This window comes from Kitasatospora sp. NPDC004723 (genome assembly GCF_040609255.1).
In the GTDB taxonomy this organism is placed as follows: Bacteria; Actinomycetota; Actinomycetes; order Streptomycetales; family Streptomycetaceae; genus Kitasatospora.
This window is the reverse complement of record NZ_JBEXJT010000002.1, coordinates 280345-292763: the sequence shown is the minus strand read 5'-3', so window position 1 is coordinate 292763 and position 12419 is coordinate 280345. Positions and strand designations below refer to the sequence as shown.

General features: G+C 76.4%; 6 protein-coding genes. All 6 read right to left on the bottom strand.

Annotated elements, in window-relative coordinates; genetic code table 11:
• Positions 1–53: 53 nt before the first annotated feature.
• Positions 54–1658: a GMC oxidoreductase gene (locus tag ABZW10_RS04320; RefSeq protein ID WP_355359925.1), complete on the bottom strand. Its 1605-nt coding sequence runs from the start codon at positions 1656–1658 to the stop codon at positions 54–56.
• A gap of 120 nt (positions 1659–1778) precedes the next feature.
• The gene (locus ABZW10_RS04315; RefSeq protein WP_355359646.1) at positions 1779–1979 is read right to left on the bottom strand and encodes a ferredoxin; all 201 of its coding nucleotides are present in this window, start codon (positions 1977–1979) and stop codon (positions 1779–1781) included.
• An 8-nt stretch (positions 1980–1987) separates the two neighbouring features.
• On the bottom strand, positions 1988–3082 hold the full coding sequence (locus ABZW10_RS04310; protein ID WP_355359643.1) for a cytochrome P450: 1095 nt from the start codon (positions 3080–3082) through the stop codon (positions 1988–1990).
• Between the two features lie 492 nt (positions 3083–3574).
• Positions 3575–6313 carry an AAA family ATPase gene (locus ABZW10_RS04305; protein ID WP_355359640.1) on the bottom strand — a complete coding sequence of 913 codons (2739 nt, stop codon included), beginning with the start codon at positions 6311–6313 and terminating at the stop codon, positions 3575–3577.
• Complete coding sequence (locus tag ABZW10_RS04300) at positions 6285–9224, bottom strand: AAA family ATPase (RefSeq protein ID WP_355359637.1); 2940 nt, start codon at positions 9222–9224, stop codon at positions 6285–6287. The genes ABZW10_RS04305 and ABZW10_RS04300 overlap by 29 nt, the downstream gene beginning before the upstream one ends.
• A gap of 9 nt (positions 9225–9233) precedes the next feature.
• Positions 9234–12110, bottom strand: coding sequence for a LuxR C-terminal-related transcriptional regulator (locus ABZW10_RS04295; RefSeq protein WP_355359923.1), 2877 nt, complete (start codon positions 12108–12110; stop codon positions 9234–9236).
• Positions 12111–12419: the final 309 nt, after the last annotated feature.

The window sequence follows — 12419 nt, the reverse complement described above, 5'->3', positions numbered from 1 at the left end:
TCCGCGCGGACGCAGCGCCGCGTCCGGGAGGAAATCCGCCAGGGCCGGCCGGCCTAGGCGACCGTGATGTCCTGCTGGATGATGCGCTCGATATTGCGCTCGGCGAGCGCGGTGATGGTCACGAAAGGATTGACACCGATCGATCCCGGAATCAGCGAACCGTCGGTGACGTAGAGGTTCTGGTAACCGGCGACCCGGCCGTACGCGTCGGTCGCCTTTCCGAGCACGCAGCCGCCGAGCGGGTGGTAGCAGAAGTCGTCGGCGAAGCTCTTCGCCGAGCCGCCGAACAGGTCGTAGCGGTACATCGTGACGTTGGCCGCGTTGATCCGGTCGAACAGCGACTTGGCGGCGGCCACGGCGGGCGCGTTCTGGGCGCGGGTCCACTGGAGCTTCGCCCGGTCGGTGGCGGCGTCGTAGACGAAGGTGCCGCGCTGCGGGTTCTTGGTGATCGCCAGGTAGAGGCTGACCCAGGTCTCCAGGCCGGCCGGCATCGGCGCGATCTCCGCGAAGACCGGGGCGGCCGCGTTGTCCCAGTCGTCGATGCCCATCGCGGGGATCGACGACTGGCGGGCGCCGGTGGTGTCCCACAGGTGGTTGGCGCGCGCGGTCATGATGTTGCCGTTGGGGCCCCAGCCGGCCCCGATCTCGGCGTTGAGGTTCGGCAGCGTGCCGGTGTCGCGGGCGCGCAGCAGCAGTTCGGTGGAGCCGAGGCTGCCGGCGCCCAGGAAGAGGTGGCGACAGGAGATCCGCCGGGTCTCCAGGACCGTTCCGGCGGTGTCGATGCGGTCCACGCCGAGCAGGTAGGTGCCGTCGGCCTGCCGGGTGATCGTCCGCACCCGGTGCAGGGTCTGGATGGTGACCTTGCCGGTGCCGAGCGCGGCGGCCAGGTAGGTCTTGTCCAGGCTCTGCTTGCCGTGGTTGTTGCCGTAGATGACCTCGCCGGCCAGCGCGGACTTGGGCGCGGTGCCGGCCGCCTCGCGCTGCATGTGGCCGAAGTCGTAGACGTTGGGCACGAACACGGTGCCCAGCCCCGCCCTGGCGGCCGCCGCCCGCGAGACCCGGGCGTACTGGTACCACTCGGTCTGCTCGAACCAGTCCTGCGGGATGTGGTTCACCTTGAGCATGGTGTTGGCGCGCGGGAAGTACCGCGCGTACATCTCGGCGGCGTCGACCTGCGGGAGCACCTCCTCGAAGTAGCTGCGCCGCGGCTGCACGGCCATGCCGCCGTTCACCAGCGAACCGCCGCCGACGCCACGCCCCACGTAGACGGACATCTGGTCGTAGGCGACCCGGTCCAGCACGCCGGCGTAGGACTCGATGTCGCGGTTGACCACGTCGAGCCAGAGGAAGGAGCCCAGCGGGGCCTCGGTGCGGGTCTTGAACCAGCTGGAGCGCTTGTCCGGGCTGAGCATCCCGCTGTAGACGTTGCCGTCCGGGCCGGGCTGGTTCCACAGCTGGCCCATCTCCAGCATCAGCGTCTGGACACCGGCCTCGCCGAGGCGCAGCGCGGAGACCGCCGCGCCGTAGCCGGTACCGATCACCACCGCCGGAACGAAGGTGGCGTCGGTGCCGGAGGAGGCGGCCGAGGCGGCGAAGGCGCGCCGGCCGGTGGCGATCGTGGTGGTGCCGCCGAGGGCGGCGGCGCTCAGCGCGGCCATGCCGAGCAGGCGGCGGCGGGACAGGCTCTGGTTCTCGGACACGCTCGCGGTACCTGGCCTTCCGACCCGGGGGAACCGGGTCCTCGTGGAAACGGGGTCTGGGCGTACGGCCGGCGGGGTTCAGCCGTTCTCGTGCACCGTGATGGCCGTGCACGGGCAGCGGTGCGCGGCTTCGCGGACGGCGGGGTGGAGGGCGGCCGGCGGCTCGGGGTCGAGCAGGACGACGGTGCCGTCCGCGTCGTCCTGGTCGAACACCTCGGGCGCGGTCAGCGTGCACATGCCCGCGCTGCAGCAGAGTTCCTCGGAGATCTCGATCCGCATCGGACGGGCTACCAGGCCACCGGGAGCCGGTAGACGCCGTAGACCTGCATGTCGTGGCGGAGTCCGACCTCCTCGGCCGGCACCGCCAGGCGCAGCCCGGGGAAGCGCCGCAGCAGCGCGGTCAGCCCGGAGCGCAGCTCGATCCGGGCGAGCTGCTGGCCCAGACACTGGTGGACACCGTGGCCGAAGGCGAGGTGGTTGGCCATCTCCCGGGTGATGTCCAGGTCCTCGGGGTCGGTGTACCGCTCGGGGTCGCGGTTGGCGGCCGCCAGGGAGATCATGACCACCTCGCCGGCCTTGACCAGGGTGCCGTCGATCTCGACGTCCTCCAGCGCGGCGCGCGTCGGGCCGTGGTGCACGATGCTCAGGTAGCGCAGCAGTTCCTCCACCGCGCCCTCCACCAGCGAGGGGTCGGCGCGCAGGGCGGCCAGCTGCTCGGGGTGGTTGAGCAGCGCGAAGGTGCTCAGGCCGATCTGGTTGGCGGTGGTCTCGTGGCCGGCGACCAGCAGCAGGAAGGCGATCGAGGTGACTTCCTCGTCGGTGAGGTTGCCCTCGCCGGTGATCAGGCCGCTCAGCAGGTCGTCGCCGGGCTCGGCCCGCTTCGCCAGGACCAGGCCGTGCAGGTAGGAGCCGAGGCTGCCGAAGGCCGCCGTGACGTCCTCGATGGAGGCGCCGAAGCTGCTCCACACCTCGGCGTCGTGGTGGAACTTGGCGCGGTCCTCGTAGGGCACGCCGAGCAGTTCGGTGATCACCAGGGTGGGGATCGCCAGCGCGAAGTGCTCGAAGAGGTCGGCCGGGGAGCCGATCCGCTCCATCTCGTCCAGCCGCTCCTCGATGATCCGCTCGATCCACTCGGTGAGCAGGCGCATCCGGCGGACGGTGAACTGGCCGACGAGCAGCTTGCGGTAGCGCTGGTGCTCGGGGGCGTCGTGCTGGATGAACATGCCGGGCGGGGCCGCCGGTGCTTCCTCCAGCACCGCGGAGCGCGGAACCGGCGGGTGCTTGAGCTCGCCCCGGGCGCTGAACCGGGAATCGGCGAGCACCGCCCGGGCGGTGGAATATCCGGTCACCAGCCAGCCGAGGTGGCCGTCCGCGAATGCCATCCGGGATATCGGGGCCGTTTCCCGCAGTTTCCGGATCTCGGCCGGCGGATTGAAGAATCCCTCGCGGACCGTCGTGAAAGTCATGGGCCGTGCCGCGGTCATATTTCGCCTTCCAGGAGTTCCTGAGGATTCGCACGGACACGGGGGCCACCTCACCCCGTGCCGCAATGCGCCGTGCCAGCCGCGGTCATGACACTATGAAGGCGAAAGGAAGACTGTCAACGAAATCCAATACCCGCGGCACTAACCCTGTGGAGGCGGCGCGGGGGTTCGGTTACCCGGGGGTTCGGCGGGGACTTCGGTTCGGTTCGGTACGGTCGGCCGACGGTGTGATCTGGGCCGCTTCGGTTCGGTACGGTCGGCCGCGGGGCGGCCCGGCGGGCTCCGGTTCGGTACGGCCGCGGTACGGCCGCGGTCCGTGGACGGCCACCGACGGACCCGACGGACCCGGAACCGTCCCCGACGGCCCCGGCCACCCGGGGCCGTACCGGCTCAGGCCGGCGGCCCCGCGTCGCTCGGCAGCAGGTGCGCCACACCGGCGAGTTCGGCCCGCCCCGCGACGTCCAGCTTGCGGTAGGCCCGGGTCAGGTGCTTCTCGACCGCCCGCGTGCTCACCTCCAGCCTGCCGGCGATCTCCTTGTTGGACACCCCCTGCGCGGCGAGCGCGGCGACCCGGCGCTCGGCCCGGGTCAGCGTGGCCGGCCCCAGCGACTGGGCCAGCTCCCGCAGTTCACGCGCGGCCAGGTCCGCCAGCCGGGGCGCGCCACCGGCCAGCGCCTGCTCCCGGCCCCGGCGCAGGTGCGCCTCGGCCTCCGGCCGCCCCTGCGCCCGCAGCCGCCGGCCGAGCAGCACGCCGGTCCTGGCCCGTTCCATGCCGTTGACCGCCCCCTCCAGGGTGGTCAGCGAGGCCCTCAGCAGCTCGATGCCGCCCTCGCCCTCGGTCAGTTCGCCCTTGACCCGCTGAGCCCGTCCGATCGGCCCGGGCGCGCCCCAGGCCAGTGCCCGGGCCAGCTCCTCGTCGACCAGCTCGTGGGCCCGGGCGCCCTGGCCCATCCGCAGCCACAGGCAGGCCGCCCAGGTCCGCCAGGGGACCACCGCGGGGTTGCGCCAGTCGGCCCGCTCGACCGAACGTCCCCAGTCCAGCACGTACTCCAGCGCGGTCGGCAGGTCGCCGCGGGCCGCCGCGCCCGAGGCGCGCACCAGTTGCAGCATCGAGGGACTGTGGCCGTGGTCGATGCTCTCGCCGTAGGCCTCCAGCAGGCGCTCCGTCAGCTCTCCGTCGGTGGTCTCGATGGCGGCCCGGACCACGGCGGCCATCGACTGGATCGGTGCCCACCGCGCCGCCCCCAGGTCCAGCACCTCGCGTGCCTGCGCCCGGGCCCGGGCGAACAGGCCCTGGGCCAGCAGCAGCTGGGTGAGTTCCAGGCCGATCAGCGCCTGCGGCACGGGCGCCCGCTCACGGCGGGCCGCCTCCCCGGCGGCCTCCAGCCAGGGGCCGACGGTCTCGATCGAGTCCGTCGCGATCAGGGTGTCGGTCAGCAGCGGCAGGGTGGTGTACACATGGGCCGGCGAGGCGGGCTCGTAGCACAGGATCCGGTTCGCCAGCGGAGCGACCTCCGCGGCCGTCAGCCGCTGGGCCACGGTGGCGCCGTGCAGCAGGACGGTGACCAGCTCGCGCTCGGCCGCCGTCTCCAGCGGCGGCGTGGGGCCGAGCGTGCGCAGCCGCTCGGCGGATCCGGCGAGCAGTCCGGGGCCGGCCACCGTCACGTGCCGCAGCCGCGCCTCGATCCGCAGGGCCGGTTCACGGTCGTCGCCGGCCTGCGCGGGCGCCCCGGCCAGCTCCTCGGCCGCCTTCGCGACCAGTTCGACGCTGGGCGGCGGGCAGCCGCCGAGCAGCGCGGGGGGAAGCCACCGCACCGCCAGGGCCCGCTGCTCGGCCGACGGGAGCAGCAGCAGGGCCTGCACGACGTGCCGCATGGCCGCCGCCGGGTCGAAGGTCCGTTCGATGGCGGCCAGGTCCAGCAGCAGGGCGGCCCGCTCCGGTCCGGTCGCCGCCCCGTCCAGCAGCAGCCGCCGCAGGTAGCGCGCGGCGTCCGCCGGGGCCGCTCGGCGCACCGCCGCCACCGCGGCCGAGCGCAGGACCTCGGCCGCCCAGCCGTCCTGGCACCAGGTGGTGGCCAGCAGCTGGGCCGCCGCCTGCTCGACCGGGTAGCCCGCGTCGTGGAGCAGGACGGCGGCGCGGCGGCGGCTGTCCTCCTGCTCCGCCGGTGACATCGACTCCTCGACCGTCTCCCGGACGTACCGGTGGACGAAGTTCAGGGTCCGGCCGCAGCTCAGCAGGCCGAGGCGGCACAGCACCCCGACCGCCTCGGAGCAGCCGGTCCCGTCGAGCCCGGCCAGCCGGCCCACGAGTTCCGGGTCCGCGTCCTCCCCGAGCACGGCGAGCGCCTTCGCCACAGCCCTGACGGGTGCGGGCTGGGCCGCCAGCGCGGCGAGCAGCCGCTCGCGCACGGCCGGCAGCCGCAGCCCCGCGACCGCCTCCACCGGGTCGGCGAACACGCCGCCCGCCTCGACCAGTTCGGCCAGCACCGCGGTCAGCAGCATCGGGTTGCCGGCGCAGGCCTCGTGGCAGGCGGCGGCCAGCGCGGGGTCCGCCAGCCGGTCCAGCCGCTCGGCCACCAGCGCCGCCGTGTCCGCCGCGAGGAGCGGTTCCAGCCGCAGCACGCGCGAGGCGCTGTCGGACAGCGCGTGGATCCGCGGCTGCTCCGCGTCCGGATCGCCGTCGCGCACGGCGACGACGAGCAGGATGCCCAGGCTCGCCGGCCGCCGCGCGAGCCGGCCGAGCCAGCGCAGCGAGGCGGCGTCGGCCCACTGGAGGTCGTCCACCAGCAGCAGCAGCGGCTCGCGGGCGCTGAACTCGGCCACCGCAGCGGCCAGTTCCGCGAAGAACCGGGCGTCGTACGGTGGTTCGAGGGCCGCCCCGGGCAGCAGCGGCTCCAGCAACTGGTCCACCACCCCGAGGGTCAGCTCGCGTTCCAGGACGGCCCCGCTGGCGCTGAGCACCCGCAGGCCGCGCCGGCGCGCGAGCGGCGGCAGCGCCCTCAGCAGCGCCGTCCGGCCGGTCCCGATCCCGCCGGTGACGACGAACAGTGAGCCCCGGCCCCGCCCGGCCGCCTCCATCGCCGCGGTGAGTGCGGCGAGTTCACGCCGCCGGCCGAACAGGCGCGCCATCCTCGGTCCTTTCGTCACGTCCCGGCGCCGAGGCCAGCGCCGGGGCCAGCTCGGGTCGCCCGGAGATGCCCAACTTGCGGTACGCCTTGGTCAGATGCAGTTCGACGGTGCGCAGCGTCACCGACAGTTCGGTCGCGATGGCGCGGTTGGCCAGTCCTTCGGCGGCAAGCGCGGCGACGCGCCGCTCGGCGGTGGTCAGCGCCTGCCGGCCCGGCCGCGCCGCCGCCTCCGCATCCGTCGCTGCCCCGGGTCGCGGCCGGCCGGCTACCGAGGGCGCCACGGTCCCCGGCGCCGTTCGCCCCGGCGGCGCCGGCGGACCGGCCGGCGCGCGACCGGCCGGCGCGGGTCCGCTCCTCAGCAGGCCGTCGACGGCCCCCGGGCCGGACACCGCCGCCGTCCCCACCGCGACCAGCGCCTGCCGGTACTGCCAGCTCGCGGGTTCACCCCGGGCCGGGTGCCCGGCCCCGGGGTCCGCCGTACGCGCCCGGCCGGGCGCCGCCGGGCCCGGGCCCCGGCCCGGTTCCCGCTCGACGGCGCCCGCGGCCCGCAGCGCCCGCGCGAGCGTGCGCGGCGCGCCCCAGACCAGGGCGAGACGGCGCTCCTCGGCGATCAGTCCGGCCGCCCCGGCGTCGTCCGCGAGCAGTGCCCGGGCCCGCGCGGCGGCCGACCGCCAGGGCAGCAGGGCGGGGTTGGCCACCTGCCGGGCGAGCAGCAGCCGCCCGCACTCGTGCAGGTCGCCCAGCGCCCCCTCGGCGTCCGCGCCGGCCAGCCGCACCCGGCCCCGGGCATAGGCCAGGTAGGCGCGGGCCATGCCGCCCCCGGCCTCCTCCGGCCGCGCCGCCGCGGCCGAGCGCTCCGCCCCGGCCAGGTCGCCCCGCGCCAGGTGCGCCACCGTCCGCAGGGCCGGCAGTGCCGGGGCCAGCAGCGGGTGCGCGCAGCGCTCCGGCAGTACCTCCTCGGCCCGGTCCAGCAGCACCGCGGCCTCCTCGGCGCGGTCCTCGCCCAGCGTCGCCAGCGCCTTGATCAGCAGCGCCAGGGCGGCCACCGCCCGGGCGTTGGAGCGGTGCGCGCGGGCCAGCACGGCGTCCAGGCCCAGCTGCGCCTCGGCCACGTCCTCGGTGAGGACGAGCGCGTGGCAGGCCGCCACCTGGGCGGCCAGCGGCGTCCCGTCCAGCACCGCCGGGGCGAGCGCCGCGCGGGCCAGCTCCCTGGTCCGGGTGAGGTCCCGTCCGCGCAGCGCCGACAGCCAGGCGGCGGCCCCCGCCTCCGCGGGCTCGACGGGCCGGCGGGGCAGCTCGGCCACCGCCGGACGGTGCGGCTCCCGCGCCGCCCCGTCCTGGCCGTGCCGGGCGATCCAGAACAGCGCCCGCAGCGCGGCGCGGTCCCGGGCGTCGACACCCGGGACGGCGCAGACCCCGGCGATCAGCGGCACCGCCGAGGCGAAGTCGCCCCGCGCCACCAGCAGGTCGGCCGCGCGCACCCAGGCGGGCCCGGCGCTCGGGTCGACCGGGTCGAGCAGCGCCTGGTGCAGGAAGCGGTCGCTGCCCTCCGGCGAGGCGGGAAGCGCCAGGATGCTCAGCTCGGTGAGGATCTCCACCCGCAGGCGCGGGCTCACGGGTTCGCGCAGCGCGCGCCGCAGCAGCCGGACCGATGCCTCCTGATCGCCGGCGGCCCGCAGCCGCGCCGCCTCCCGGCGCAGCACCTCCACCGCCCAGGGCGCGCCGATCACCCGGGCGCCGAGCAGCATCCGGGCCGGCGTGCCGTCCGGGAGGGCCGCCCGGTTCGCCAACTCGGCCGCGCGGGCGAACAGTTCCTCGCGCTGCTCGGCGCCGAGGCCGGTCAGGGCGGCCTCGGCGGCCCGCTCGGACCGGAACGCCGGGCGCTCCCCCGGTGCCAGCAGGCCGGTCCCGGAGAGGAGTTCCAGGGCCCGCGCGGTGTCCACCGACCGAGGCCGCACCAGGGCGGCGATCATGTCCGGGGTGCCGTCGCTCCCGCACACCGCGATCGCCCGCAGCACGTCCAGCAGGGCCTCGGGCAGGACGCCCAGGGTACGGACCGCGCGGTCGCGGACCGCCTCCGCCGCGTACTCGCGCAGCCGCGCCGCCCGGTCGGGTGCCGCCGGCCGGTCCGGCCCGGCGTGGCGGTCGGGCCGGGCGAGGAGGTCGGCGACCACCCGCAGCACGGCGGGGTTGCCGTCCACGGCGAGCGCCGCGGCCTCGGCGAGCTCCGGCTCGACCGGCTCCCCGAGCGCCCCGGCCAGCAGTTCGCCCGCCCCGGCCGGCGACAGCGGGTCGAGCACGAGGGTGTGGGCGGCGACGGTCCCCGGGTCGGCGAGCGGGCACAGTTCGATCCGCTCGCCGGGCCCCGGCGCCAGCGCGTCGCTGCGCGCGGTCAGCAGCAGGAGCGGGGCACCGGCCAGCCGGCGCGCCAGCGCCTGGAGGAGGCGCAGCGACTCCACGTCGGCCCACTGCGCGTCGTCGACCACGACCAGCAACGGCCGGTCGCGGGCCGCCGCGAGGAAGGCGCGGCAGAGCCGCCCGGACAGGGCGGCGTCCGGTGCCGCGCCGGGCCGCAGCAGCTCCCGCGCCAGCGGCGAGTCCCGCGGCGCGATCGCCGCGTGCAGCTGGGCGGCCACCGCGTGGCGCACCCCCGTCTCCTCCCAGCACGCCTGAGCGGCGGCGACCCGTACCCCGGCCGCGGTGGCCAGCTCCTCGGCCCGGCGCAGCAGCGCGCTGCGTCCGGCACCGGGCACGCCCCGCACCTCGACCAGCGCCGAACGCCCGTCCCGCAGCGCGCGGAGCAGGTCGTCCAGCAGCCGCTGCTCCCGGTCCCGCTCGACCAGCCGTCCGCTCGGCCCGCAGGTGTCGTCCGGTGTCCGGCGTGCCGCTTCCTCGGTCCTCCCCTTGACCACTGCCCGCCCCTAGCGACTCGGTGCGTGGACGTGCTCCGCCTCGTTCCTCGGCCGGCGTCTGGGGGCCGCGCCTGATCCCCTCGCCGGGACCAGGTCGGTGCGGCCCCGCACGTCGAGCTTCCGGTAGATGTTGGTGAGGTGCATCTCCACCGTCCGGGGGGTGATGAACAGCTGTTCGGCGATCTCCCGGTTGCTGACGCCGGTCCTGACGAGGGTGGCGATCCGCCGCTCGCTGCGGGTGAGCGTGTCGAGCGGGGAGACGGCGATCTGCGGCATCCGGCCGCCCGCGTCGGCGAGCAGCCCGCGCGCGGCGGCGCTGAGCAGGTGGTAGCCGCACCGGGTGGCCGTCTCGATCGCCTGCCGCAGGTGCCGGCGGGCGCCCGGCAGGTCGTCGCGCAGCAGCAGCTCGCGGCCGAGCCGGTAGCGCGCCTCGGCCTGCGCGAGGCGGGCCGGGGACTGTTCGAGCACCTCCACGGCCTCGGCGAGCCGTTCGGTGCGGGCCGCGCCGGTGGCGATCACGCCCGCGGCCACCAGGCCGAGCCCGCGGGCGCGCGCGGTGCCCCAGCCGTCCACCGCCTCCTGGACCTGGGCGACGATCCCCGCCGCCGCCGCGGTACGGCCCTGGCCGGCCAGCGTGGTCGCGGCGGCCAGCCACCACGGCGCCAGCACCGGATTGGCCACCCCAGCCTCCGCCAGGCTGCGGCCGCACCGCCGCCACAGCTCCACCGCGCCGTCGAGGTCGCCCAGCGCGCGCCGCAGTCGGCCCCCGACGTAGAGGTACTGGTGCCACTCCCAGATCTGCTGGTCCAGGCCGGCCGGGCGGATCCGGTCGAGCACGGCGGCGGCCTCCGCCACCTCGCCGCGCGAGAGCAGCACACTGCCCAGCTCGACGGCGGGCAGCGGCCAGACCGTGGCCCGGTCGTCCCGCTCCGCGAGGGCGACCGCCGTGCGGGCGACCGTCTGCGCCCCGGCGAGGTCGCCCACCCCGTGCAGGGTGTGGGCGCGCCCGGCCAGGACGGACAGCCGCATCCAGGGCTCGTGCAACGCGATGCCGTTGGACAGCGAGCGGGGCAGCGCCCCCAGGGCCTCCTCGACCTCGTCCGCCAGGCCGAGGACCAGCGAGGAGGCGAGCGCCTCCCACCCGGCGGGCACGGTCTCCTCCACCCGCAGGGCCCGCCGGGCCAGCGCCACGGCCTGCCGGGCCGGACGGCCCGTCAGCGCGGCGAACACGCTCATGCCGGAGAGCAGCTGACGCTCGGCCGGACTGTCGCCCCGGGGCACCGGCCAGCCGCCGACCAGCGCCCCGACCGGCGCCATCGTCGACTTCCCGTTGACGGCGGCCACCAGCAGGGCGGACTCCAGCGAGGTGCGCAGCTCCCGGTCGGCCGGGAGCGGGTCGGCGCCCAACTGCCGGCGCAGGTCGACGAGCGCCGCGCCGAGCACCCGGACCGCCTCGGGGACGTCGCGCGAACCGAGGGCGGCCCGCCCGTACTCCAGGGCGATCGACGCCCGCTCCCGCACCCCGTCGCTCTCCCGCAGGGCGTGGCGCAGCTGCTCCAGGGCGGCGGCGGGCGCCACCCGGGCCGAGGCCCTGGCCAGTTCGATCCGCACGTTCCGGCGCTCGGTCCCGCCGAGCTCGGCGGCCAGCGCCCCGCGCAGGTAGCGTGCCGCCGCCCGGGCGGTCGCCCCGCCGGGCGACTGGGCCGCCGCCTCGCGCAGCACGGTGAGCATCCACGGCTCCGGCAGTTCGGACAGCAGGGCCAGCTGGTCCGCCACCTCGGCCGCCGGGCGCCCGGCGTCGTTGAGCACCCGGGCCGCGCGCAGGCGCAGCCGTTCCAGCTCCGGGCCCGGCAGCTCGGCCAGCACCGCGGCCCGCACCGCCTCGGCCATCGGCGCCCCCGGACCGGGCCCGATCACCCCGAGGCGCCGCAGCCCGTCCAGTGCGAGGGCCGGCCGGCTGCCGCCGACCCCGCAGAGCGACCCGAGCAGATCGGGGTCGGCGCAGCCGAGGACGGCCAGCGCCACGGCCACCTGGCGCACCTGGCGCGGTTCGGCGGCCAGCGCGGTGCGGGCCGCGTCGGCGCCGACGGCCTCGCCGAGCACCCGCAGCCGGTGCAGCCCGCGCTCGTCAGGGTGCACCCCGGCCGCGCGCAGCCTGCCGAGCAGCCGTTCCAGCAGCAGCGGGTTCCCGCCGCAGAGCGCCCGGCAGCGCCGTACGAACCGCTCGTCCGGCAGGCCGCCCAGGGCGCGGGCCACCGCCCGGCCGGTCTCGGCCTCGCTCAGCGGGCCGAGTTCCAGGAGCGCGCAGCAGCCCTCGGCCAGGATCTCGGTGAGCATCGCCGTGCCCGGGCCCTCGACGGCGGTGCGCTGGGAGAGCAGCACCAGCAGCGGACGTCCGGCCGCGCGGCGCAGCAGGAAGTGCACGCATCGCAGCGACTCCTCGTCGCACCACTGCGCGTCGTCCAGGACGAGCGCCAGCGGGCCGGCGGCCAGCAGCTCCACGGCGTGCCCGTAGACCTCGCGCTGGACCGCGAAGGCGGCCCTCGCCGCGGTGGCCCCGGCGGGGTCCGGCCGCACGCCGAACAGTTCGCGAACGGACCGGTACCCGCGCCCGCTCCGCTCCCCTTCTCCCCCCTCGTTCCCCCCGGCCCCGTTCCCCTCGTTCCCCCCGGTCCCCGGCGCCGGGCCCGCCGACCGACGCACCGTCGTACCGGCCTCCGACACCCGCCCGGCCACCGCGTCCAGCAGCCGGCTGCGCCCGATCCCGGCCGGTCCGCGGACCAGCACCGCCCGTGCGACGCCCCCGCGCGCCTCTTCCGCCAGTCGGAGCAGCCCCGCCGGTTCAGCGACTCGATCGATCTCGCGTATCCCGGTTCGCCGGCCCATGGCGTTGTGCACGCCCATGACGTCTCCCATCCCCGAAACCCTGCATCCCCGCCCCCGGTTTGATCGACGCGATCCGGTCGGCTTCGGCTTTCCCGACGAAGCCGACCAAACCCGATCGGAATCGATGTTAGCCTCACCGCCGGTGACTGATGATCAACTTTGAGCTAAGAGACGGCCGAAGCCCGCCCTACGGCGCGCGGCCCGCCCGGACCGCCACCCCGGCCGTTCACCCCGGCCAGGACCTCGGCCGCGGCCCCGGCGGCCAGCCCAACGGTGCTGGTTCGTGAACGACCCTCCTTCGCGGGGCCC